Genomic DNA, 21,477 nt, shown 5'->3' with positions numbered 1-21,477 from the left:
GAGCACACCACCATGCAACCCCTCATGCCGCTCTACCTCATCCTCGCCGCCCTCGCGCTGGCAGGCCTCGGCTACCTCGCCGCCACGCTGCACGCTCGACACCAGATCAACGGCCTGCACGCGAAAGTCAGCATCCTCGAATCCAGCGCGCGCCACACAGCGGAAACGCTCGGCCACGTCCGCGAGGCGCTGACCCAATCGGGAATCGCCCGCCGCACCGCTGAGTCACTGCTACTCATGACCCGCCGCGAGCTGGCAGCCGACGAAGAGGCGCTCGGCAAGCTGCAGGCCTGCGCCCTCAACCAACGTGACCTCATTGCCCTGCTCGCGATCGCCAAAACCCTCGGCCGGGCCAGCGCCGAGTTCGCCAAGCGCGGCAGCAGCAAGAGCGATCCCTACCAGACGGCGGCCACCCAACTGCGCGTGATCACTGAGCGTGTCGAGCAGCATTTGAAGGGTGCCGGCGACACGCTCAGCGACACCGACCTGATCGAGTGGCTGAACCAGGAAGCCACGTGCGAACAAACCGGCGCCATGTGCGCTGCCATCGAATTCCAGGGCAACTGGCCCACCGCCGAATTCAACCACCTGCGTGACGCCCTCCGCGACATCGTGCGCAACCACCAGGCCGAGCGCGGGAGTGTTGCGGCATGAGCGGCTTCCTCACCACCCACGAACTCCACGCCAAGCGCCGGCAGCACATCAGCAACTGCGAAAAGCTCCGCGCCGCCATCCCGAACATGGACGTCGACGCGCGCCTGCGCGTGGAAACCACCCTCTCCAACCTCATGCAGCAGGTGTACGACATCGACGCCGAACTGCAAATGGCCACCGGCCGCACGGGAGCAACCGCATGAGCCTCGAACTCACCGCCACCGGCCGCACGGTCGACCTCACCGCGCTGCAGCCCAGCGACATCACCACCCAGGATCTGGCCTACGGCCTGGCCGGGATCTGCCGTTTCAACGGGCACAGCAAGCGCCATTACTCGGTCGCCCAGCACTCCCTGCTCGTCGCCCAGCTCGTGCCGCCGGAGGACCGCCTGCACGCCCTGCTGCACGACGCCCCGGAGTACCTGCTAGGCGACCTGGTGCAGCCGGTGAAGCTGCTGCTGGATGACTACCACCGCGCCATGCTCGACGCCGTCCTTATCGTTGCCGAGTCGCTGCGCGTGTCACCGGAGCTGTTCCGCCAGGCCCTCGAAAACCGCCGGTGGCGCCGACAGAAACCCCACGGCATCGAGCTGGGCACGACCACCGCGCCCTATCGCCAACTCGAGGCCTACGTCTGGGGCGTGATCTGCCAGCGCTTCGACCTGGAGCCGGAAATGCCGGACAGCGTCCATCAGGCCGACATGATCGCCCTCGCCACCGAGCGCCGCGACGTGATGACGGACTCGCCCGAGCCCTGGCCCTGCCTCGCGGACGTCGCACCCATCGCCGAGCGTTGCGTGCCCTGGACCCGCGAAGAAGCGGCGCAGCACTACCACCAAGCGCTGCTCGAGGAACTGGCGACCAGTCACCGGCGGAGGGTTGCGGCATGAGCGATCGCACCGGAATCGAATGGACGGACGCCACCTGGAACCCGATCCGGGGTTGCTCGCGTGTCTCGGACGGGTGCCGGCACTGCTACGCGGAAACGCAGGCGGCGCGGATTATCGCCATGGACCGTGGTCGCGACGTGCCAGAGGGTCACGGCGCCTATGACGGGCTGCTCGCGAAGGGCGGGCAATGGAGCGGGCGCGTCCGCCTCGTCCCCAGCCTGCTGGGGCAACCCTACCGCTGGACCAAGCCGCGGCGGATCTTCGTCAACAGCATGTCGGACCTATTCCATCCCGACGTGCCGTTCGAGTTCATCGCGGCCGTGTTCGCCGTCATGTCGGTGACCACGCGCCACACCTACCAGATCCTCACCAAACGGCCAGCCCGGATGCTGGAGTTCCTCCGCTGGGTGGACGAGTGGGAGAGCTGCTTTCCGGGCGACCGCATTCAGGAGCACTGGCCTAATGAACTGGAGTGGACGCCCTGCCGTGGCGGACGCGGCGGCTACGACAACTGCGGCCCGCGCTGGCCGCTACAAAACGTCTGGCTGGGCGTCAGCGTCGAGGATCAGCAAACCGCTGACGATCGCATCCCGCTGCTGCTCGAGGCGCCCGCTGCCGTTCGTTGGCTGTCGATGGAGCCGCTGCTGGGGCCGGTCGTGCTCCCCCGCGTTGACTTCCACTGCGATGTTTGCGGAGGGACCGGAATTCTAGCCCGCTGGCCGAAGGGTAATTGCACCCGTTGCCGCCGGGGAAGCATTCCGGCATTAAGTACCGACCCCGAGTTTGGCACCCCATCCACGCCAATGCGCCGGATTGACTGGGTCGTCGTAGGCGGTGAGTCCGGGCCAGCGGCCCGCCCCATGCATCCGGACTGGGCGCGATCGGTACGCGATCAGTGCCAAGCGGCTGGCGTGCCGTTCCTGTTCAAGCAGTGGGGGGAGTGGACGCCAGGCGTCAACGTGCAACGCAGCGCCGGCACGGTTTGCACAGCGTCCCTAGCGCTCGACGGGGCGTGGCGTTTCGCCGACGAGAACCTGGCCCACACTGGCGGGCATGTCGACGATGAACCGGATCTTTATCGCATCGGCAAGCGCTCCGCCGGGCGCCTGCTCGACGGTGTGCAGCACGACGGCTATCCCGTCACCGAGGCCACGCCATGAGCCTCGCCACCCTGACCACCAGGGCACCGGGCGCGCTGCTGCGCGCCGGCGGCCGGGCACCACTGCGCCGCCGTACATCGCTGCGCGGCGGGCGCCTCACCACGCTGAACGGTGGCGATATAGAGAGCCTCTGCTGCGCAGCAGCAGGCCTATTTCGCTCCGCTCTGCCCGCCCCCGCAGGTGCGTATACCCCACCCACAGGCGTGCGCCCCGCACCCCCAGTTGCGCCCCCGCTGCGCTATGCAATTCGCCCGCACGCGCAGCTTGCCAAGGGGTATAAGACCCCCAGGACCATCACCATGAATGCCGATTGGGAAGCCCGCGCGCGCCTGCGCGCCCTCACCACCAGCCTGGCCCCGCGCGATCGCGCCCTCGCCCTGTTCCTGGCCGAAGTCGCCGAGCGTGTCCAGCAGCCGCTCCAGCCCCTGCCGGGCGCACCAACCCGCACCCAAGCCGTCCAGATCGCCGCCGAGGCTGCGCTGCTCGCCCTGGGCCCAGGGTCGGAGGTGTCAGCATGAGCAGCCAGATCGATATGTTCAGCGATGGCTGGGACCCGGTGGGCGGATTCGTGCCGATGCGCATCTACCCCCGGGACACGATCTATCGCCCGTTCGACGGTGCCGAGGCAAAGCGCATCATCCTCGAGCTGTGCGAGCAGGCCGGGGACGAGTGGGTGGAGTCGCGCGCCATCAGCCGCGCCTGCCGCATGTATCCCCAGGATCTCGCCCGCCTCGAGTTCCGATTGGTCGAAGAAGGCCTCATCGAGGATACCCACCTCTACTACGGGAGCAGCAAGCCCGGGGACAAAGACTACAAGGGGTTCCAGTTCGGCTATCGGCTGCCCCAGGCCCAGCAGGTGGCAGCATGACCAAGACCCTGATCGTATCGACCGAGCAGCTAGCTCCTAGCGTCTGGCAGGGCTGCCTGCGCGATCCGAGCTTCAAGATCCTCTGGCACTGCACACACAAGCACTCCCGCACGAATGACGCCATTGCCTGCGCCACCGAAGAACGAGAGCGCCGGCAACCCACCCCTGTATATACGGGCCCAGCCCCAGCAGGCGCCACGCATATCACCAGGGACGGCGGAACGTTCTGTCGGCCTGATGACGAGGGCTATCTGATCCAAGTCTATCGCCGGGGGCGCTGGGTCGCCGACTCGATGCACGCCTTCAACCTGGACGCCAGCGCGGCGTACATCGCGGTAAATGGAGCGCCACCGCGAGAAACGCCGGAAGAACGAGTGCCCACAATGCCGCGGGGAGCCTTGAACGGGCACGAACAGCAGGCGTTCGACTTCGGATTGACGGGCGAGGTGGCGGCATGAATACCCTGTTCCTACTCATGGCCCAATACAACGGCCAGGCGATCATTCCGCTCAGTCGCGTGTGCCATGACTATTTCACCCACCTCACGCCGGAGATGTTCCTGCGCAAGCTCGTGGCCGGTGACATCGATCTGCCGATGGTACGGATCGAGCCCAGCCAGAAGGCAGCCAAGGGCGTCCACCTGACCGACCTCGCGGCGTACCTGGACCGCCAACACCAACAGGCGCGCATCGAGAACGACAAGCTGCACGGGCGCCATATGCGCAAGGCCAGTTAACCGGGGGCGCCTGCCCCCTTGACCCGCGCGCCGAGATCGACCGGCGCGTTGATGATCCTCTCCAGCCAAGCCCAGCCCGTGTAGCGGTCACCCCGGCCGCGCAGGTGCGTATAGCGCCGCAGCGAGTTCCAGTCCCGGTGGCCGGACACCCCAGCCACCCGAGGAATGTCCCAGTCCATCTCGAACAGCCGACTGACGCCGTCGTGGCGCAGGTCATGAAAGTGCAGGTCGCGGATCTCGAGTAGCTTGCAGGCCCTTGTCCAGGACGCCGAGATCGAGTCGGAGTTGTAGGGGAATATCTGCTCGGTACCGCGCGGCATGCTCTGCAGGATGGCCCACGCTTCGTCCGGCAGGTCGCACCAGACGTCGTTGCCGATCTTCTGGCCGGGGTTCTTCATGTCGCGGACCAGCACCGACTGCCGACGCTCGTCGAGGTCGTCCCAGCGAATGCGCGTAATCTCTTCCTGCCGGCGCGTCGAGAACAGCGCAAAGCCGACCACCTTGGGCATGTTGATCGAGTCCGGCCGGCGCGCCTGCATGTCAGTGAAGTGCTGCAGCAGCCGATCCAGCTCATCGAGCGTCGGCCTCCTACTGCGCTCCTTGCTACGCGACACCATGCCGAGCTTGCGTAGCACCTTGCGCGCATCGGCGATCGCGTGCGGATCGATCTCGAAGCCCCACGCCGGCCTGGCCACCGACAGCACCGCGCCCAGGTGCGCCAAGTCGTTGCCCACGGTCTGCGCCTGGACCTTGCCGCCCGCCTCGCTCATCCGCCACGTGGCGTACTCCACCAACTGCTGGCTGGTGATATCCCGGTCGACCACCTCGCCCAACCAGGTCGCTGCGATCGCTCGCAACGTCGCGCGCTTGGTTTTGCCGAGGGGACGCACGCGCTCGTACTCCTCCAGGTAGCGATCAATGATGTCTTTGAGCAGCTCGCCCTTGCGGCTTGCGCGCTCGATCGCACCGGGCTCGCTCAGCTCGGTTTCACGGCGCCGGGCCCAGGCCTCTGCCGTCTTCTTCCGGGCGAAGGTCTGGCTCTCCGTGTAGACTTGCACCCCATCTTTTTTGATGCGGATCTGAGCGGTGTAGCTGATGGTGCCGTCGGCACGCGTGCGCCCTCTGATCGTGGCCAAAGTGGTACGTCCTTTTCGCGGTGGTACAAGCCCGGTTTCGAGTGGTACAGCGTACCACCGAGCTTTTAAAAATGCCCGGAAACCCGCGAAAACACGTTGAGAATACGCAGCACCGAGAGCCCCATGCTACAAGCCTCAAACCCCTCTACCACGCGGCCTGCCCTGTCCCGCCGCTTCTCCGTTGCGCCGATGATGGATTGGACGGATCGTCACTGCCGCGCGTTTCACCGTGTGCTCTCGCGGCATGCTCTGCTGTATACCGAGATGGTGACCACCGGCGCGCTGTTGCATGGCGATACGGCGCGCTTCCTGCGCTACGAGGAGGTAGAGCATCCACTTGCGCTGCAATTGGGCGGCAGCGATCCTCAGGCGCTGGCAGCGTGCGCGCGACTGGCCGAGCAGTGGGGTTATGACGAGGTCAATCTGAACGTCGGCTGCCCCAGCGACCGGGTGCAGAACAACATGATCGGCGCCTGCCTGATGGCGCACCCGGCGTTGGTCGCCGACTGCGTGAAAGCGATGCGTGATGCGGTATCCATTCCGGTGACGGTCAAGCACCGTATCGGCATCGACGACCGGGACAGCTACGAGGCCCTGCGCGATTTCGTCGGCACGGTGTCAGCGGCTGGCTGCCAGAGTTTCACCGTGCATGCGCGCATCGCCATTCTTTCCGGGCTTTCGCCCAAGCAGAATCGCGAAGTGCCGCCGCTGCGCTACGACGTGGCGGCGCAACTGGTCCACGATTTCCCGGGCCTGGAGTTCATTCTCAACGGTGGCATCCGCAGTCTGGCGGAGTGTCGTGAGCACTTGCAGGTCTTCCATGGCGTGATGCTCGGCCGCGAGGCCTACCAGAACCCCTTCCTGATGGCAGAGGTGGACCGCGCGCTGTTCGACGACGAGAGTCCGCGCCCCAGTCGCGCCGATGCCTTGCGCGCCATGCGCGGTCACATCGAGGCGCACCTGGCCGAGGGCGGCGCCATGCACCACGTGACCCGGCACATGCTCGGCCTGGGCCAGGGCTTTCCGGGCGCACGTCGTTTTCGCCAGTTGCTCTCGGTGGACATCCACCGCAGCGAAGATCCGCTGGGCCTGCTGGAGCAGGCGGCGCAACTGCTCGACGGTCACTGAGTCCGTCGATGCTCCCGGGAACATAGCCCCCCAGCATCGATCAAACCCCAGATTTGAGCCTCACCCGGTGCTCGGGTAAGGTCCACCCATCGCTCCCAACAAGGCGCTCTCCATGACCTCCAAGCTGGAACAACTCAAGGCGTACACCACCGTCGTGGCCGATACCGGCGACCTGGACGCCATCGTCCGCCTCAAGCCGGTGGACGCCACCACCAATCCGTCGCTGCTGCTCAAGGCCGCTGCCCTGCCCGGTTATGCCGAATTGCTGCAAGCCTCGCTGCGCGCGGGTGACGGCGACATCGGCCTGGCCTGCGATCACTTCGCGGTGGGCGTGGGCCAGCAGATCCTCAAGGCGATCCCCGGACGCATCTCCACCGAGGTGGATGCCCGCCTGTCGTTCGATACCCAGGCAACCCTGGAGCGTGCCCATCGCCTGATCGGCCTCTACGAAGCCGCCGGCGTGAGCCGTGAGCGTGTGCTGATCAAGATTGCCGCCACCTGGGAAGGCATCCGCGCCGCCGAGCAACTGGAAAAAGCCGGCATCCAGACCAACCTGACGCTGCTCTTCTCGTTCGCCCAGGCGGCGGCTTGCGCCGATGCCGGGGTGTTCCTCATCTCGCCCTTCGTCGGTCGCATCTACGACTGGTACAAGAAGGCCGAAGGCCGCGACTACAACGGCGTCGAAGATCCGGGCGTGCAATCGGTCGCGCGCATCTACCGTTACTACAAGGCCAATGGCTACGACACGGTGGTGATGGGCGCAAGCTTCCGTAACCTCGAGCAGATCGAGGCCTTGGCCGGCTGCGATCGCCTGACCATCAGCCCCGAACTGCTGGAGAAACTGGCTGCGGAAAACGGCGAACTGCCGCGCCGACTGAGCCCCGAAGCCGGGGGTGACGAGGCCCGCCTGGAGATCGACGAGGCGCGCTTCCGCTGGTTGCACAACGAGGATGCGATGGCCACCGAGAAACTGGCCGAGGGCATTCGCCTGTTCGCCCGGGATCAGCTCAAGCTCGAAGCACTGCTCGGGTAAGCTCGTACGTACGGGCCGCCGATGGCGGCCCGTTTCAGGAGCACTCCAGCGCGCTGACCAGATCGTGGAAGGCCGCGCGGTTGCTCTCGTTGAGACTCATCAGGATGCGATGGGCCTCCAGCACCTTGGACTTGACCACTTCTTCTGACTGATCCTGGGACGGCAGGTCGTTGAGCACCGCACAGGTCGGCACCGGCTCGCCGATGATGTTGAACACCTGATCGAAGCCCATCGAACTGAGCAGGCGCGTGATGTCCGGGTGCACGGTCACCAGGGTCGGCAGCAGGCCGACTTTCTGCCGCGAGAGAATGGACAGCTTGGCGAGCAGCCCCAAGGTGGTGCTGTCGATGCTGCGCGTCTCGGTCAGGTCGATGACGATCGAAGAGAAATTCAGCGCGGTGAAAATCTGCTCGATGGTCGCATCTAGCGCCGAGCAGAGCGTGAGACGCACCTCGCCGATGAACTTCAGAACGAAGGTGCCATCCTGTTCCGCGAACTGGATACTACCTGTACTCATGCAAGGTTCCTGCTCAACACCAGCAGGGCGATGTCGTCCGGCATATCGCCCAGCTCATCCAATCCAAACGCTTGGCGCAGTCTCTCGAGACTGCCGCCGGCCTCGACCACCAGTCCCGGTAGCGCGGCCTCTTTCTCTTTGAGCGTATCGCCTGGCAAAAGGTCCAGGATGCCATCGGATAGCAACGTCAGGCTGAACGACTCGGGCAGCACCATCTGCCGATCTTCGTAAGTCGCCTCTTCGAACAGGCCCACGGGCAGGCCGCGCCCTTCGAGATAGCGGGCCTGGCCTTCGCTGAACAGCACCGGCAACGGCAGATGCCCGCCGATGGCGTAGGTCAGGCTGTTGTCACGCTCGTCGATCACTCCGCCGAGCATGGTCACGTGCTTGCCCAGCTTGCAGTTGAGCAGCCCGCGGTTGATGTACAGCAGTACGTCCGACGGCCGGAAGGCCGGCAACGCGCCATGCCGCTTCGACTCGTAGAGCAACCGCGTGGTCATGAACTTGAGCAGCACGGTGATGAACGCCGAGGAAGCGCCGTGGCCCGACACGTCAGCCAGATAGAAGGCCACGCGATGCTCGTCGACCCGAAAGTAGTCGACGAAATCCCCGGACAGGTACAACGAGGGGATGATGCAATGGCCGAAATCCAGGCGCTCGGTGCTCCACGGCGACACCGGCAGCATGTTCAGCTGGACTTGGCGCCCGGCGTTCTGGTCTTCCTGCAGCAGATGAAGGCTGGCCTGCAACTCGCGGTTGGTGGACTCCAGGCGCTCACGATAGCGCTGGTTTTCCAGTTGCAGGCGAGCACGCTCCAAGGCACGACGCACCGAGTGCTCGAGCACGGCCAGGTCTTCGAGGGGCTTGATCAGGTAGTCCGCAGCGCCCAGGCGCAGGGCCTCCACGACATCGGTCATAACGCCAGCGCCGGAAACCACGATGACGGGCACGTCGGAGACGATCGCATGCAGACGCCGGATCAATTCCAGTCCGTCGATTTGCGGCATACGCAGGTCGCAGATCACTAGGTCCGGCCGTTCGTGTTCGAACAGCGTCAGGCCTTCGCTGCCACCGGCAGCCTGCAGGATGTCGAAGCCGCTGTCTTCGAGGTACGCCGCAAGACTGGCGCGTACCGTCTCGTCATCGTCGATGATCAGCAGCTTGGCACTGGGATTGTGCATGGGGTATCCAGGCAAACGGCGCCAGGCTCGATGGAGTCACTCACACGGCCCACGGCGGCCGAGCATCTACGGGTTCGATTCACGGCGCAGACGGTACTCCCATCCGCAAGCCGATTCAAGCCACTCCCCCCTCGGCGGTGACTCGGCTTTACAGCCCACCGGGCGACGGTTATAAGAGGCGAACGCGCGCCAAGGGAAAACGGCTGATCATGAGCATCAACGACTACGATTACAGCGAAAAACGCGACTTCATCCGCATGCGCATGGAGACGCCCGCCATGCTCCTGCATCACGGCCAGCAGATCGACGTGATGTGCCGCGATCTATCCAGCACGGGCCTACAAATCGAGACGAACCATTTGCTGCAAGCCGGCGAGAAGGTCCGCGTGCAGATTCCCTCGGAACACGCCTCGCTACCGGGCCTCGACGTCGAAGCCGAAGTGGTGCGCGTCGGCACCCTCGATGACGGCCGCAACAGCTACGGCCTCTCCGTCCTGTCGATGAATTGATCCACGTGGCGCATCAGGGCGCCGCGTACACCTGGGTCCAGTAGATGCCGGCATCACTGCCGGGGTCGACCGCATAGGCCGCCGCGCTTTCGCTGAACCCCGCACTCATCAGGTTCCGGCAATGCTCCGGACTGGCCAGCCAGCCGTCCACCACTGCCTGTGCCGTGTCTTGCCCCGCCGCGATGTTCTCACCCAAACGACTCCAACCGTAACCGGCGCGCAACGCCCGCTCGTCCACCTGCCCGCCGTCGCTGCCACGATGCGAGAAGAAGTTTCCATTGGCCATGTCCCGGCTATGCGCCAGAGCGGCCTCCGCCAACTCCGCATTCCAGGTCAAGGGAGCCGCCTCCGGCAGCTCCCGCTCACCGCAACGACGCGCCTGTCCGCGGGCCCGGTTGACCGCCGCCAATAGACGCTGCCCCTCTTCCTGCCAGTCGCCCAGCCCGGACGACAACAAGGGTCTGGCCAGAACCACCCGCCAGTTGCCTGCGCTACGCGCGACCCCGATATCGACGAACTGCGGCGCCAGCAGTTGCTTGCAGAAGCGCTGGCTGAGCGCCGCCATCGCTTGCTCGACGCTTTGCGGGCCGGACAAACGCAGCAACTGCAGACGCGCCGCCGTGTAGCCGCTCTCCCCCAGCGCCTGCTGCAACTGCCCGATGTCGGTGGTCGTGGGTTCCGCAAGGCGCAAGTCGTTCGCCAGCGGGCCCGGCGCATCCAGCACTTTCCCTTCGCAAACGGGCGCCTGGGCCCGATAGGCGTTGATCTGCGCGATCAACTGCGCCTCATCGGTAGCGGCGTGGGCCGATCCGCCCAGCAGCGCCAGGACAAGAGGCGTTACAAAACGCATGCAGGAGACCTCCAGGAATGCGGGGGGCCGTGAAGAGCACGGCCATCGCCAAGGCTGAACCTTCGCCCCGTGTACGACACCCAATATCCATAGATGCCGTGTCACGACCAAAGGGAGAACACACCATGCCACAGATTCTCATCGCTGCCTTCGACGACTACGACCAGGCACTACAGGTGCGCAAGGAGTTGCAGTCCCTCGGGCTTTCAGCCGAGCGCATCCAGCTGTCCATGGCAAGCAATCCACAACTGGTCGAAGCCAGTGGCGAAGTCGAGGTCCAGAGCCGCGCCGACAAGCCCCTGGGAGAGCGCATCAGTGACTTCTTCCACGGCCTGCTGGGTGACGACCACGCCCGCGACAGCGGACCTTACCCGGAGGCGATTCACCGCGGCTCCACCGTGGTCAGCGTCAGCCTCGACGAGGAATCCGCAATCGGCACAGTGGTCGACTGCCTGGAGCGCAACGGCGCGGTGGACATCGACGAACGCGCAGCGCGTTGGGGGAGCCAGCCACTGACCGCCAGCACCGAAGCGCTGACCACCGGTTACCCCCAGGCGACGTCCAGCAGCGCCGGCCTAGCCGATGCCGGGGATCTGCGCGGAGAAGACCTCGCCCTTGGTGAGGGCGCGATCCCCGGGCGCACGGCCAATGCCCGGGCAGGCAACCTTTACGGCAGCCAACCGGGACGGGTACGCATCGTTACCCGTTAGGCCCGGGGCTTGCCGCTGTTAGCGCATTGGAGTGCCGGAGGCCGCACCTGATCGCAGGCCATTGCTGAGGAGAAAGCGCGGCGGCCATCCGCCGCTCACGGACGAGACGGCACAGACCTAGGTCTGTTCCCGTTTCATTCGCCAACCGCGTTGCCGCCAGAAATGGCCTGCGACTAGGCGCAGGCTGAAGCCAATGGTTATTCCCTTGGCAAAGCCTGCAACGACGGCGCAGGCCATTTCTGGCACAGCCTCGGCGGCCCCACCCGCAGGGCCGGTACCTGTTTTGCCGCAAGACAAGGCGCGAGTCGCAACCTTTACCGGGGTAAAGGTAAGAGGAGCAACACCGTATTGCGGCAAAACAGGTACCGGCGCGGCCGTGAATGAAACGGGAACAGACCCTAGGCCAGGCGCTTGGCCATCGCCTCGGCAACGCCCATCGCGACCACTGCGACGAGCACGTGCAACACCTGGGTCAACAGCAAGCTACCGAAAAGTGGCCCCATCAGTTGCAGCATGCCCAGCACCGGTATCAGCAGAGCCACCAGCGCTGAGAGGATGGCCAGTGGCGGCTGCCGCTTCGCGGCCAGAGCCGCGAGCCCCCACACCGATAGCACCAGCAAGGCACCCAGCCCCATATGGGCGTGCAACGGCACCCCCATGCCGGCGATGAAGGCGCCACCGCTGAGGAGCGCCAGGAGGCCGAAGGTACGGCTGGACATGATGAGAATCTTGCTGGCTTTGGACATGGGGCGGGTATTCCCTGAGTGATTGCTTGGCCGGGATTATGCCGGCCCGCTCTTCGTAGGCATACTGCGCGCCCGAATATCCTGGAGCCCGAAAATGCTGATCGCCGTTTGCGCCGCCTGCCTGCTCGATGAGCAGCAACGCCTGCTGCTGGTACGCAAGCGCGGCACCACAGCGCTGATGTTGCCCGGCGGCAAACCCGAGCCAGGCGAGACGGCGCCCTGCGCGCTGCGCCGGGAGCTGCGGGAGGAGCTTTCGCTGGAACTCCCCGACGCGTCGCTGGAATACCTGGGGACCTTCCGCGCCATGGCCGCCAATGAAGAAGGCTGCGAAGTCGAAGCCCGGATATTCCTCGGCCAGTTGCGCCAACCCGTAGCACCAGCCGCCGAACTGGAGGCCCTGCAGTGGCTGGCAGCGCAGGACCCGCTGCCCGAGGATCTCGCACCGCTGCTACGCGAGCAGGTCCTGCCGGCGCTACGCCAGACCTTGGCGCACTGGCAGACCCACCAGGGTCGGCTCTAACGCAGCAGCATCCGCTCCTAGATCACACCGGAGTGCAACGGCCGGGCATAGCGGTAGGTAGCGAAACCACAGAACATGAACCCGCCCAGGGCCAGCAGGCCTGCCATAGGGCTGATCGCGCTCAGCCCCAGGTGCGTACTGGTCAGCCCACCGAGCAGCGCGCCGGCGCCGATACCGACGTTATAGAGGCCGGAAAACATCGACATGGCGACATCCGTAGCGTCCGGCGCCAGATTGAGCACCCGTGCCTGGGCCGCCAGCCCGAAGCACATGATGGCCATGCCCCAGACCACGCTCAACGAGCCCAGTAACGGCGCGTGCTGCGCCAGCGGCAGCAGCAGCACCAGGCAGGCGGCCAGGGTAGCGATCGCCACCAGCAGGAAGGCACGCGGATAGCGCTGGCCATAACGCGAGAACAGCAGCGAGCCGAGCAGGCCGGCGCCGCCGAAGAGCAACAGCAGCACCGTGGTCATCTGCGAGGACAGGTGCGCCACTTCACGCGCGAAGGGCTCGACATAGCTGTAGGCAGTGAACTGCGCGGTGATCACCAGCACGGTCAACAGGTACAGCGACATCAACGCCGGCCGCCGCAGCAACACCGGCAGGCTGGCCAGCGAACCGGCATTCAGACTCGGCAGCGCCGGCAGCACGCGCACCAGCACCACCAGCGTCAACAGCGCGACGCCGCCGATGCTGAGGAAGGTGATGCGCCAACCAAGGAACTCGCCCAATACACGCCCCAGCGGGATACCCAGCACCATCGCCAGCGAGGTACCCGTGGCCAGCAACCCGAGCGCTTGCGCCTGGCGCCCCGCCGGCGCGATGCGTACCGCCAGCGAAGCGGTGATCGACCAGAATATCGCGTGCGACAGCGCAATCCCGATACGCCCGGCGAGCAGCGCCGGGAAGCTCCAGGCCATGCCGCAGAGCACGTGACTGCCAATGAAGCCGGCGAAGGTCAGCGCCAGTAGACGGCGGCGCTCCATGTGCCGGGTCAGCAGCATCATTGGCAGCGACATCAGCGCCACGACCCAGGCATAGACGGTAAGCATCAGCCCCACCTGGGGGGGAGCCAGGGAAAAGCCGGCGCCGATATCGGAAAGCAGCGCCACCGGCACGAACTCGGTGGTATTGAAGATGAACGCGGCAAGCGCCAGCGCGATCACGCCGAGCCAGGAACCGCTGGCCTGGGCGTCCGATGGAGAAGTCATGTGTGCCTGAATCTGTAACAGTGGTGAACGAACGCAATACCGCCAGCGAAAGCCGAGGCTCGCTGCGGAAAAATACGGGGCTTGGGTGTGTTCGGGGGAGAACCCCAACCGGTGCGACCAACGCGGTCGTCGAGGTGGCTTCACGGACGTAAAGCACGGCAGCGACGGGGGCCTGCGGGTGCGTAACGGACAGGGAGGTACGGCCTGAACGCGGCGGATTCTACGCCGCCGCGCAGGCCTCTACAACGGCCCTGAGCGACCGTTCGCCGCCCCTCTGGACGGACGGTTGGGCGGCGCCCTCCTAGGGCGGCACAGGGGGCTAGAAAACCTCTGCCAGGAGGTCGTCCATCGCCTGAAAAGCGCGCCGCGAGACCACCGGATTGTACTCGTTGCGCCCGGGCACCTTGGCATAGGGATCGGTGAAGGAATGCACCGCCCCGCCATAGCTGACCAGTTGCCAGTCCAGCCCGCCAGCGCCTTTCATTTCCTCGACGAACGCATCGACCTGGGCCGGCGGCACCGAAGGGTCGTCGGCGCCGTGCAGCACCAACACCGGCGCCTTGATGTTGCGGGCGTCCGCCGGGTTGGGCGTGTCGAGGTTGCCGTGGAAGGAGACGAACGCCGCCAATGGTGCGCCGGAGCGAGCCAACTCGAGCACCGAGCCGCCGCCGAAACAGAACCCGATGGCCGCGATCCGCGCCTGGTCCAGGCCCAGGGTCTCGCCGCGCTGACGCAGGACCTGCACCGCCGCCTGGGCGCGTTTGCGCATCAAGGGGCGGTCGCCACGCACCGCGCCGGCCGCGGCACCGGCCTCCTGGGCGTTGCTCGGGCGAATGTCGCGTCCGTACATGTCGGCGACGAACACCACGTAACGCTGGCCGGCAACCTCGCTGGCTTTTTCAACCGCCTGCTCGGTCACCCCCAGCCAGTTGGGCACCATCAACAGACCCGGACGCAGTGTGGTCACCGCATCGTCGTAGACCATGCGGCCCTCGAAGGGCTGGCCATCGATGACATAGCTCACCGCCTCGCTGCGCATTCCAGCCTCGGCAGCCGTCGCGCCCACCAGCAACAATGCACAGCCAATCGCCATCCGCTTCATGCTTTCGCTCCCTTTCAATAGAGACCCTTGAGCCTAGCAGCGATGGCGGCGAACGCTCAGCAACGCGGGCTCAGTGCAGACAGCACTGCTTGAATTTCTTGCCGCTGCCACACGGGCAGGGATCATTGCGCCCCACCTGCGGCCCCTTACGTAGCGGCTGCGCGGCCGGACGCTGACTGCGGAAATGCATATACAGGCCCTGGGCGGCGGGCTCGATGGCGTCCACGTACTGTTCGAATTCCTCGTCGCCGAGCTTCTCCAGTTCGGCGACGCCTTCCTCACTGGTATGCACGGCGATCAGCGACAGCGCTTCCATCACTTCCTCAGGCAACTCCAGATCCAACCAGCCGCACAGCTCAGCGCCACGCATGTAGCCATGGCACCAGTCCTCGACCACGGTATAGAGCTGGCCATCCACCTCATCCTCGGCGAACAGCGCCTCGAACTCACCGCCCTCCTGGGACAGGTTCCACTCGATGTCTTCGAGCAGGGACAGCACCTTGCGACTGAACCGCTCGCCCTGCACCGCCGACCAGGTCGGCACCTGGCCAGCCCAGATCGCCTGCAGCCACTGCTCCACGGGAATCTCCCGTTCGCAGGAAACGAGTGCAGTCAGGAAACCATCCAGCTCACTGACGCTGAGCACGGCATCGTCGTTGCCGTACTTGTGCAGCTGGTCGTCCAAATAGATGAGGTCACTCGATTCCATGGTGCACTTCCGCAAGGGGCGATAAAGCCGCGATTATCACCGCGAATGCCGGCCCATCCAATCACTCTCTCCGGTCAGCCTCCCAGGCCGCTGGCCAGCAAGCGCCCGCCGAGCAGTGCCAGTGCCATAAAAAAGCAACGACGGAACATCACCTGCGACAGCCGCCCACGCAGCCAACGGCCCAGCGACATGCCCAGCAACGAGGGCAGGATCATCCCCAGCGAAAGCCCGGCGACTGACAGGCCCAAGCTCTGGTTGAGCCAGAGGCAGGCGGCGAGCGCCAGAGTCGCCACCATGAATGACAAGCCCATCGCCTGGATGAGCTCGTCGCGGGACAGGCCAAGCGCCTGCAGGAACGGCACGCCGGGCATCACGAAGACTCCCGTGGCCGCAGTGGCCAAGCCGGAAAGCACCCCGGCGAGCGGCCCCAGGCGACGCTCGTTACGCGCGCTCAATGGCCGAACGTGACCGAACAGCCCCCAGCCTGCGTACGCCAGCAACGCCGCGCCCAGGCTCGCACTGGCCCAGTGCCCGGTGGGTGCGCCCCATGCCAGCGCACCGACCAGCGCGCCCAGGCACAAGCCCAGCAGCAAGGGCGCAAGTCGACGGGACAGGCGCGGCAGCTCCGGCCAGGGACGCGTCTGCCAAAGGTTGCTGGCCAGCGACGGCGCTATCAAGGCAGCCGCGGCCTGGGCCGGGGACATCAGCAAAGACAGCAACGCCATCACCACCACCGGCTGGCCAAAGCCAACCACGCCCTTGACCAAGCCACCGAGAACGAAGACCCCGACCATCGCCGTCAACACCTGCCCGTCCATCCCACGCCCCCTGCTGCTCGTACGGGGATTGTGGTCTCTCCGGCTACGCCGCAGAATCGGGAAATCCTGCAGCCAGCCTCAGGCGTGACCATAACCAGATGCGCTTCGATCTGACAGACTTGCAACTCTTCGTGCACATCCACGATGCGGGCAGCATCAGCGGCGGCGCCGAACGCGCGCACATGACCCTGGCCTCGGCCAGCGAGCGTATCCGTGGCATGGAACAGTTGCTCGGCGTGCCTCTGCTGCTACGCCATCGTCGCGGTGTGAGCGCCACCGATGCCGGCCAGGCGCTACTGCGCAACGCGCACAACGTGCTACGACACATGCAACGCTTGCGTGGCGAGCTGGGCCAGTACGGTAGCGGCCTGCGTGCTCAGGTACGCCTGCATTGCAACACCGCCGCGCTCAGCGAACACCTGCCGGCGCTGCTCGGACGCTTCCTGCGCGAGAACCCGCTGATCAGCGTGGCCATCGAAGAGAAACTCAGCTACGAGATCGCCGATGGCCTGCGCGCCGGACTTTGCGACATCGGTGTGCTTTCCGATGCCGTGGAGCTGACCGGGCTGCAGGCCCATGCGTTCCGCCGGGACCGCCTGTCACTGGTCGTGCCCCACGATCACCGGCTGGCCGGACACCGTAGCGTCAGCCTGGCGGAGGTCGCCGACGAAGGCTTCATCGGCCTGGTGGAGGGTAGCGCGCTCTCGGAATACGTCGATCAGCATGCCCGTCGCCTGGGCCGGCATCTGGAATATCGAGTGCGCCTGCACGGCTTCGAGGCCATCTGCCGAATGGTCGGCGAAGGCGTCGGCATCGCCGTACTGCCGCGCAGTGCCGCGATCCGCTGCGCCCGACGCAACGCGATTCACCGCCTGGAGCTGGACGATCCCTGGGCCACACGCAACCTGCTGCTCTGCCTGCGCGCCGGCGAAACGCCCTCGCGCCCGGTAGAGCACATGGTCGCGCACCTGCTGGCGCAGGCCGCCCCTTAGACAATCGCGTGGCGCGCAACAGGCACCCACAAAAAAGGCGCACCCATAAGGTGCGCCAGTCAAAGCCTCAAAAAGGAGCGTATCGAGGTGGGCGAATTATCACGCCCGCACCAACCGCCTTAAATAGCCAATCCTGCAACAGTCTTTCCCGCAGCAGACATCGTTAGTCGTCGCTGATGGAGATGTTCGGCATCGGTGTGGCGCTGCCGGCGTCCGCGGCAATCCGCGCGCCGACCTTGCGCGCCAGGCTCTGGTAGATCATCGCCAACTGGCTGTCGGGGTCGGCCACCACCGTCGGCCGGCCGCTGTCGGCCTGCTCACGGATGGCCAGCGACAGAGGCATCGAAGCCAGCAGCTCGACGCCGTACTGCTCGGCGAGCTTCTCGCCACCGCCCTCGCCGAACAGGTGCTCGACATGACCACAGTTGGAGCAGATGTGCACCGCCATGTTCTCCACCACGCCCAGCACCGGGATGTTCACCTTGCGGAACATCTCCACGCCCTTCTTGGCGTCGAGCAGGGCCAGGTCCTGGGGCGTGGTGACGATCACGCTGCCGGCCACCGGCACCTTCTGCGCCAGGGTCAGCTGGATGTCGCCGGTACCCGGCGGCATGTCGATCACCAGATAGTCGAGGTTGTCCCAGGCCGTCTGCGTCAGCAACTGCTGCAGGGCACCGGAGACCATCGGCCCGCGCCAGACCACCGGCGTCCGCTCATCGGTGAGAAACGCCATGGACATGATCTGCACGCCATGCGCCTGCAGCGGGATGAACCATTTCTGGTCCTTGATCTGCGGTCGCGTGCCCTCCGGCAGGCCAAACATGATGCCCTGGCTGGGTCCGTAGATGTCCGCATCGAGCATACCCACCCGGGCACCTTCGCGGGCCAGTGCCAGCGCCAGGTTGGCGGCGGTGGTGGACTTGCCGACGCCACCCTTGCCAGACGCCACGGCGATCACGTTCTTCACGTTGGCCAGCGCTTCCATCTGCGGTTGCGCGGCGTGTGCCTCGATCACGCAATCCACCTGCACCTCGGCGCGCACCACGCCATCGAGGTTGCCGATGGCCATTTCCAGGGTCTGCGCCCAGCCCCCCTTGAACAGCCCAGCGGCGTAGCCGAGCTGGACGCGCACCTGCACCGAGTCGTCCTGGATGCGGATCTCGCGCACGCAACCGGCAGAAACCGGATCTTGCTCCAGATGCGGATCGGTGAGCTGGCGTAGGGCGGCTTCCACCGCTTCACGGGTAACGGGCATCGGGCACTCCAGGCAGGGATTTCACATGAGGCGGCTATGCTACCGCAGGCCCTGCGCCGCAGGGCAAGTTCTCAGGACTGCGGCGGCGCCTCCAGCACCTGAGGTGCGTCCTCGATACGCTCCAGTTCCAGTTCCAGTTCGGCGCGCTCGCTCCAGGCCTCCGGCAGCTCGCTGCGCACGGAGACGCCCAGGTCGCGGAATTCCTTGACCTGCTTGACCAGGTTGCCGCGACCGTTGACCAATTGATCGCGCGCCTTGTTGAAGGCGTCCTTGGCGCGATCCAGGTTGGTCTCGATGCCGTCCATGCTGGCGAGGAAGGTGCGCAGCTTGTCGTAGACCTTGCCGGCGCGGTCGGCCAGCTCGGCGGTGTGCTTGTTCTGCTCCTCGAAGCGCCATAGCTGGCGGACGATGTTCAGGCTGGTCAGCAGCGTGGTCGGCGTGGCCACCAGCACGTTGCGCTCGATGGCCTTCTGGAACAGCGTCTCGTCGGCCTTGAGCGCCTCGACGAAGGCCGATTCGATGGGGATGAACATGAACACCATCTCCGGCGCATTGAGCCCCGGCAGATCGAAGTAGTGCCGGTCCGCCAGCTCCTTGATGCGCGCGGCGATGGCGCCGACGTGCTCGTTCAGGGCGATGGCACGCTCCGCCTCGTCCTCGGCGTTGACGAAGCGCGTGTAGGCGTTGAGCGAGACCTTGGCATCGATGATCAGGTGCTTCTTCTGCGGCAGGTAGACCAGCGCATCCGGACGCTTGCGGCCGTCCTCGGTATTGAAGCTGGCCTCGCGCACGAAGTCGCGGCCCGGCAGCAGGCCGGAACGCTCCAGCACGTTCTCCAGGATCAACTCGCCCCAGTTGCCCTGCATCTTCTTCTGGCCCTTGAGGGCGGTGGCCAGGTCGTGGGCCTCCTGGGTGATCTGCCGGTTCAGCTCGTTGAGCTGCACCAGTTGCTGGGCCAGGGTGGCCTGCTGCTGCACGTCCTTGTGGTGGATGTCCTCGACCTTGGCACGGAAACCCTCGATCTGCTCGCGGAACGGCTTGAGCAGCGCGTCCAGCGACTGCGCGCTGGTCTGCACGAAGGCCTGGCCCTTGGCCTCGAAGATCTTCCCGGCGAGCTGCTCGAACTCCATCTTCAACTGCTCGCGGGCCTCCACCAGCAGCTTCTGCTGCTCGGTGAAATGCTGCTGCTTCTGCTCCAGGGTGGAACGCAGGGTGGCGTGCTCGCGATCCAGTTCGGCATGGCGCTGCAGCAGGCCCTGGTGCTCCTGCTGCAACTGGCGATAGTTCTCGCGCAGTTCCTCATGGTGCAGGCCCTGCTCGCGGCCCTGGGCGCGCAGCGCCTCGCTCTGAGCCCCAAGCTCGGCGAGCTTGCGGTACTGTTCCTGCTCGCCCTGGCGACGCCGCTCCAGCTCATCACGCAGGCCATCCAACTGATGCTCGAGCTGCTCGGCGCGCACTTGCTCGGCGCGCACCGACGCCTGCAGGCCACTGGCTTCCAGGGCTTGCTGCTGTAGCCGTTCGAGGAGTTCGTCGCGCGCCTCGCGCGCCTGCGCCAGTTCCTCGTCGCGCAGCCGCAAGCGCCCGCGCTGGTGCAGCGCAAGCCCGCCAAGCAGCAGCGCCAGCAACGTACTGGCGCCACCCAGCGCCCACAGCAGTTCAATCGATTGCATCTCGTGTTTCCTTGATCGGCACAGCAGACCGCGCACTTGCCCGGCGGCGGCACCCTATGTAACTTCAGACGACATGTCCATCATCGCGACAGGACTTCGGCCCAACTCCGCACAGGTCCCCATGAAACGATCTATCGAGCAGGTCCGTTGGGACCTGGCGCAACGCTACCGACTCATCGAGACCGTCGCCTGGTGGGAAGGACGCCTCACCACCACGCACCTGATGCAGAGCTTCGGCATCAGCCGCCAGCAGGCTTCGAAGGACATTAACGCCTACCTGGCCGAACACGCGCCGGACAACCTGGTCTACGACAAACGCCTCAAAGGCTACCGACCGGCGGACGATTTCGCACCCCGCTTCATCGACGGCAGTGCCAGCGCCTACCTGCACCTGCTGAACCAGAACCGCGAGAAATCGCCGCACCTGGAAGGCCTGGCACTGGCCTACGCGCACACCGAGGTGCTTGAGGTCCCGGACCGTAGCGTGCGTCCCGAGGTCCTGCGCCCGATCCTCGCGGCCTGCCGGGACGGCTGGCGCCTGGAGACCGACTACGTTTCGCTGAGCAGCCCCGAAGTGGAGCGCCGGGTCATCGCTCCGCACACCCTGGTCTACACCGGCATGCGCTGGCACGTACGCGCCTATTGCGAGAAGAACCGTGACCACCGCGACTTCGTCCTCAGCCGTTTCCGCGGCATCCCGGAACTGCTCGCGGCAGCCGAACAACATCGTGAAGACGACCCCGGCTGGAGTGCCCAGGTCGAGGTTCACCTGCAGGCTGATCCACGCCTGGAACCGCCACAACGGGCGATCATCGAGACCGATTACGGTATGCAGGACGGCCTGCTGCGCGTGGCCACCCGCGGCGCGCTGGTGCAATACGTACTGCAACGCTACGGCATCGACGCCGGCAGCCTGCAAGCCCGGCCCACCGCGCAGCAGATCGTGGTCGCGAATCTGGATGAGCTGACAGCCTGGCTCTACCACTAGGGCCTGTTCCCGTTTCATTCGCGGCCGCGCCGATGCCTGTTTTGGCGCGAGACAAGGCGCGAGTCGCAGGGCTTACCGGGGTAAGTTCAAGACGA

At 65.7% G+C, this 21,477-nt stretch carries 26 protein-coding genes; 15 read left to right on the top strand and 11 right to left on the bottom strand.

The features are described from left to right. Positions 1-12: 12 nt before the first annotated feature. The 8 genes from ACYRGX_RS12790 to ACYRGX_RS12755 all read left to right on the top strand — a co-directional run bounded on the left by ACYRGX_RS12790 (position 13) and on the right by ACYRGX_RS12755 (position 4,307). The gene (locus ACYRGX_RS12790; RefSeq protein WP_473052853.1) at positions 13-654 is read left to right on the top strand and encodes a hypothetical protein; all 642 of its coding nucleotides are present in this window, start codon (positions 13-15) and stop codon (positions 652-654) included. Beyond that, complete coding sequence (locus tag ACYRGX_RS12785) at positions 651-857, top strand: hypothetical protein (RefSeq protein WP_473052852.1); 207 nt, start codon at positions 651-653, stop codon at positions 855-857. Before ACYRGX_RS12790 ends, ACYRGX_RS12785 begins: the two co-directional genes overlap by 4 nt. Further along, positions 854-1,543, top strand: coding sequence for an HD domain-containing protein (locus ACYRGX_RS12780; protein ID WP_473052851.1), 690 nt, complete (start codon positions 854-856; stop codon positions 1,541-1,543). Before ACYRGX_RS12785 ends, ACYRGX_RS12780 begins: the two co-directional genes overlap by 4 nt. Further along, positions 1,540-2,703, top strand: a complete 1,164-nt coding sequence (locus ACYRGX_RS12775; RefSeq protein ID WP_473052850.1) for a DUF5131 family protein — start codon at positions 1,540-1,542, stop codon at positions 2,701-2,703. The genes ACYRGX_RS12780 and ACYRGX_RS12775 overlap by 4 nt, the downstream gene beginning before the upstream one ends. A gap of 299 nt (positions 2,704-3,002) precedes the next feature. Next, a complete protein-coding gene (locus tag ACYRGX_RS12770; protein ID WP_473052849.1) occupies positions 3,003-3,221 on the top strand; it encodes a hypothetical protein in 219 nt (72 codons plus the stop codon). Further along, positions 3,218-3,571, top strand: coding sequence for a hypothetical protein (locus tag ACYRGX_RS12765; protein ID WP_473052848.1), 354 nt, complete (start codon positions 3,218-3,220; stop codon positions 3,569-3,571). The genes ACYRGX_RS12770 and ACYRGX_RS12765 overlap by 4 nt, the downstream gene beginning before the upstream one ends. Further along, complete coding sequence (locus ACYRGX_RS12760; RefSeq protein ID WP_473052847.1) at positions 3,568-4,029, top strand: hypothetical protein; 462 nt, start codon at positions 3,568-3,570, stop codon at positions 4,027-4,029. The genes ACYRGX_RS12765 and ACYRGX_RS12760 overlap by 4 nt, the downstream gene beginning before the upstream one ends. Continuing rightward, the gene (locus tag ACYRGX_RS12755; protein WP_473052846.1) at positions 4,026-4,307 is read left to right on the top strand and encodes a pyocin activator PrtN family protein; all 282 of its coding nucleotides are present in this window, start codon (positions 4,026-4,028) and stop codon (positions 4,305-4,307) included. The genes ACYRGX_RS12760 and ACYRGX_RS12755 overlap by 4 nt, the downstream gene beginning before the upstream one ends. Here the strand turns inward: ACYRGX_RS12755 and ACYRGX_RS12750 are convergent. Next, entirely contained in the window at positions 4,304-5,443 is a 1,140-nt protein-coding gene (locus tag ACYRGX_RS12750; protein WP_473052845.1) for a tyrosine-type recombinase/integrase, read from the bottom strand. The genes ACYRGX_RS12755 and ACYRGX_RS12750 overlap by 4 nt on opposite strands. Positions 5,444-5,566: 123 nt before the next feature. Between ACYRGX_RS12750 and dusA the strand changes: the two genes are divergently transcribed. Then, positions 5,567-6,571: a tRNA dihydrouridine(20/20a) synthase DusA gene (gene dusA, locus ACYRGX_RS12745; protein WP_473052844.1), complete on the top strand. Its 1,005-nt coding sequence runs from the start codon at positions 5,567-5,569 to the stop codon at positions 6,569-6,571. A 112-nt stretch (positions 6,572-6,683) separates the two neighbouring features. After that, positions 6,684-7,604, top strand: coding sequence for a transaldolase (tal, locus tag ACYRGX_RS12740; RefSeq protein WP_473052843.1), 921 nt, complete (start codon positions 6,684-6,686; stop codon positions 7,602-7,604). Between the two features lie 34 nt (positions 7,605-7,638). Here the strand turns inward: tal and rssC are convergent, their stop codons facing one another. After that, the gene (gene rssC / locus ACYRGX_RS12735) at positions 7,639-8,121 is read right to left on the bottom strand and encodes an anti-sigma factor antagonist RssC (RefSeq protein WP_473052842.1); all 483 of its coding nucleotides are present in this window, start codon (positions 8,119-8,121) and stop codon (positions 7,639-7,641) included. After that, a complete protein-coding gene (gene rssB, locus ACYRGX_RS12730; RefSeq protein ID WP_473052841.1) occupies positions 8,118-9,302 on the bottom strand; it encodes a two-component system response regulator RssB in 1,185 nt (394 codons plus the stop codon). The genes rssC and rssB overlap by 4 nt, the downstream gene beginning before the upstream one ends. A 209-nt stretch (positions 9,303-9,511) precedes the next feature. Between rssB and ACYRGX_RS12725 the strand changes: the two genes are divergently transcribed. Beyond that, the gene (locus ACYRGX_RS12725) at positions 9,512-9,811 is read left to right on the top strand and encodes a PilZ domain-containing protein (protein ID WP_473052840.1); all 300 of its coding nucleotides are present in this window, start codon (positions 9,512-9,514) and stop codon (positions 9,809-9,811) included. Positions 9,812-9,824: 13 nt separating this feature from the next. Here the strand turns inward: ACYRGX_RS12725 and ACYRGX_RS12720 are convergent, their stop codons facing one another. Beyond that, positions 9,825-10,661: a CAP domain-containing protein gene (locus ACYRGX_RS12720; RefSeq protein ID WP_473052839.1), complete on the bottom strand. Its 837-nt coding sequence runs from the start codon at positions 10,659-10,661 to the stop codon at positions 9,825-9,827. A gap of 125 nt (positions 10,662-10,786) precedes the next feature. On the opposite strand from ACYRGX_RS12720, the gene ACYRGX_RS12715 reads away from it, so the two are divergent. Then, positions 10,787-11,371, top strand: a complete 585-nt coding sequence (locus ACYRGX_RS12715) for a hypothetical protein (RefSeq protein WP_473052838.1) — start codon at positions 10,787-10,789, stop codon at positions 11,369-11,371. A 398-nt stretch (positions 11,372-11,769) separates the two neighbouring features. On the opposite strand, the gene ACYRGX_RS12710 is transcribed toward ACYRGX_RS12715, so the two are convergent. Beyond that, positions 11,770-12,117, bottom strand: coding sequence for a hypothetical protein (locus ACYRGX_RS12710; RefSeq protein WP_473052837.1), 348 nt, complete (start codon positions 12,115-12,117; stop codon positions 11,770-11,772). Positions 12,118-12,211: 94 nt separating this feature from the next. Between ACYRGX_RS12710 and ACYRGX_RS12705 the strand changes: the two genes are divergently transcribed. Continuing rightward, complete coding sequence (locus ACYRGX_RS12705; protein WP_473052836.1) at positions 12,212-12,637, top strand: NUDIX hydrolase; 426 nt, start codon at positions 12,212-12,214, stop codon at positions 12,635-12,637. Positions 12,638-12,654: 17 nt separating this feature from the next. On the opposite strand, the gene ACYRGX_RS12700 is transcribed toward ACYRGX_RS12705, so the two are convergent. From ACYRGX_RS12700 to ACYRGX_RS12685, 4 genes are all read right to left on the bottom strand, one after another. Then, positions 12,655-13,848 carry a sugar transporter gene (locus ACYRGX_RS12700; RefSeq protein WP_473052835.1) on the bottom strand — a complete coding sequence of 398 codons (1,194 nt, stop codon included), beginning with the start codon at positions 13,846-13,848 and terminating at the stop codon, positions 12,655-12,657. A gap of 319 nt (positions 13,849-14,167) precedes the next feature. Then, positions 14,168-14,887 carry a dienelactone hydrolase family protein gene (locus tag ACYRGX_RS12695; protein ID WP_473056685.1) on the bottom strand — a complete coding sequence of 240 codons (720 nt, stop codon included), beginning with the start codon at positions 14,885-14,887 and terminating at the stop codon, positions 14,168-14,170. 133 nt (positions 14,888-15,020) lie between these two features. Next, positions 15,021-15,659, bottom strand: a complete 639-nt coding sequence (locus ACYRGX_RS12690) for a UPF0149 family protein (protein ID WP_473052834.1) — start codon at positions 15,657-15,659, stop codon at positions 15,021-15,023. 74 nt (positions 15,660-15,733) lie between these two features. Further along, a complete protein-coding gene (locus ACYRGX_RS12685) occupies positions 15,734-16,477 on the bottom strand; it encodes a sulfite exporter TauE/SafE family protein (RefSeq protein ID WP_473052833.1) in 744 nt (247 codons plus the stop codon). Between the two features lie 98 nt (positions 16,478-16,575). Between ACYRGX_RS12685 and ACYRGX_RS12680 the strand changes: the two genes are divergently transcribed. Continuing rightward, positions 16,576-17,469: a LysR substrate-binding domain-containing protein gene (locus ACYRGX_RS12680; protein ID WP_473052832.1), complete on the top strand. Its 894-nt coding sequence runs from the start codon at positions 16,576-16,578 to the stop codon at positions 17,467-17,469. Between the two features lie 163 nt (positions 17,470-17,632). On the opposite strand, the gene apbC is transcribed toward ACYRGX_RS12680, so the two are convergent. Together apbC and ACYRGX_RS12670 are read right to left on the bottom strand one after the other, a co-directional pair. Then, complete coding sequence (apbC, locus tag ACYRGX_RS12675) at positions 17,633-18,724, bottom strand: iron-sulfur cluster carrier protein ApbC (protein ID WP_473052831.1); 1,092 nt, start codon at positions 18,722-18,724, stop codon at positions 17,633-17,635. 71 nt (positions 18,725-18,795) lie between these two features. Then, the gene (locus ACYRGX_RS12670; protein ID WP_473052830.1) at positions 18,796-20,394 is read right to left on the bottom strand and encodes a DNA recombination protein RmuC; all 1,599 of its coding nucleotides are present in this window, start codon (positions 20,392-20,394) and stop codon (positions 18,796-18,798) included. Between the two features lie 121 nt (positions 20,395-20,515). On the opposite strand from ACYRGX_RS12670, the gene ACYRGX_RS12665 reads away from it, so the two are divergent. Further along, entirely contained in the window at positions 20,516-21,382 is an 867-nt protein-coding gene (locus ACYRGX_RS12665; protein ID WP_473052829.1) for a helix-turn-helix transcriptional regulator, read from the top strand. The last annotated feature ends 95 nt before the right edge of the window (positions 21,383-21,477 follow it).

This window comes from Pseudomonas sp. R4-15 (assembly GCF_055768815.1).
The sequence above is the reverse complement of the archived record's forward strand: the minus strand, read 5'-3'. Positions and strand labels throughout refer to the sequence as shown.

Bases quoted from the DNA above. Each gene is read 5' to 3' on its own strand.
- ACYRGX_RS12790 (WP_473052853.1), top strand. From the start codon at position 13: ATGCAACCCCTCATGCCGCTCTACCTCATCCTCGCCGCCCTCGCGCTG.
- ACYRGX_RS12785 (WP_473052852.1), top strand. From the start codon at position 651: ATGAGCGGCTTCCTCACCACCCACGAACTCCACGCCAAGCGCCGGCAG.
- ACYRGX_RS12780 (WP_473052851.1), top strand. From the start codon at position 854: ATGAGCCTCGAACTCACCGCCACCGGCCGCACGGTCGACCTCACCGCG.
- ACYRGX_RS12775 (WP_473052850.1), top strand. From the start codon at position 1,540: ATGAGCGATCGCACCGGAATCGAATGGACGGACGCCACCTGGAACCCG.
- ACYRGX_RS12770 (WP_473052849.1), top strand. From the start codon at position 3,003: ATGAATGCCGATTGGGAAGCCCGCGCGCGCCTGCGCGCCCTCACCACC.
- ACYRGX_RS12765 (WP_473052848.1), top strand. From the start codon at position 3,218: ATGAGCAGCCAGATCGATATGTTCAGCGATGGCTGGGACCCGGTGGGC.
- ACYRGX_RS12760 (WP_473052847.1), top strand. From the start codon at position 3,568: ATGACCAAGACCCTGATCGTATCGACCGAGCAGCTAGCTCCTAGCGTC.
- ACYRGX_RS12755 (WP_473052846.1), top strand. From the start codon at position 4,026: ATGAATACCCTGTTCCTACTCATGGCCCAATACAACGGCCAGGCGATC.
- dusA (WP_473052844.1), top strand. From the start codon at position 5,567: ATGCTACAAGCCTCAAACCCCTCTACCACGCGGCCTGCCCTGTCCCGC.
- tal (WP_473052843.1), top strand. From the start codon at position 6,684: ATGACCTCCAAGCTGGAACAACTCAAGGCGTACACCACCGTCGTGGCC.
- rssC (WP_473052842.1), bottom strand. From the start codon at position 8,121: ATGAGTACAGGTAGTATCCAGTTCGCGGAACAGGATGGCACCTTCGTT.
- rssB (WP_473052841.1), bottom strand. From the start codon at position 9,302: ATGCACAATCCCAGTGCCAAGCTGCTGATCATCGACGATGACGAGACG.
- ACYRGX_RS12725 (WP_473052840.1), top strand. From the start codon at position 9,512: ATGAGCATCAACGACTACGATTACAGCGAAAAACGCGACTTCATCCGC.
- ACYRGX_RS12720 (WP_473052839.1), bottom strand. From the start codon at position 10,661: ATGCGTTTTGTAACGCCTCTTGTCCTGGCGCTGCTGGGCGGATCGGCC.
- ACYRGX_RS12715 (WP_473052838.1), top strand. From the start codon at position 10,787: ATGCCACAGATTCTCATCGCTGCCTTCGACGACTACGACCAGGCACTA.
- ACYRGX_RS12710 (WP_473052837.1), bottom strand. From the start codon at position 12,117: ATGTCCAAAGCCAGCAAGATTCTCATCATGTCCAGCCGTACCTTCGGC.
- ACYRGX_RS12705 (WP_473052836.1), top strand. From the start codon at position 12,212: ATGCTGATCGCCGTTTGCGCCGCCTGCCTGCTCGATGAGCAGCAACGC.
- ACYRGX_RS12700 (WP_473052835.1), bottom strand. From the start codon at position 13,848: ATGACTTCTCCATCGGACGCCCAGGCCAGCGGTTCCTGGCTCGGCGTG.
- ACYRGX_RS12695 (WP_473056685.1), bottom strand. From the start codon at position 14,887: ATGCGCAGCGAGGCGGTGAGCTATGTCATCGATGGCCAGCCCTTCGAG.
- ACYRGX_RS12690 (WP_473052834.1), bottom strand. From the start codon at position 15,659: ATGGAATCGAGTGACCTCATCTATTTGGACGACCAGCTGCACAAGTAC.
- ACYRGX_RS12685 (WP_473052833.1), bottom strand. From the start codon at position 16,477: ATGGACGGGCAGGTGTTGACGGCGATGGTCGGGGTCTTCGTTCTCGGT.
- ACYRGX_RS12680 (WP_473052832.1), top strand. From the start codon at position 16,576: ATGCGCTTCGATCTGACAGACTTGCAACTCTTCGTGCACATCCACGAT.
- apbC (WP_473052831.1), bottom strand. From the start codon at position 18,724: ATGCCCGTTACCCGTGAAGCGGTGGAAGCCGCCCTACGCCAGCTCACC.
- ACYRGX_RS12670 (WP_473052830.1), bottom strand. From the start codon at position 20,394: ATGCAATCGATTGAACTGCTGTGGGCGCTGGGTGGCGCCAGTACGTTG.
- ACYRGX_RS12665 (WP_473052829.1), top strand. From the start codon at position 20,516: ATGAAACGATCTATCGAGCAGGTCCGTTGGGACCTGGCGCAACGCTAC.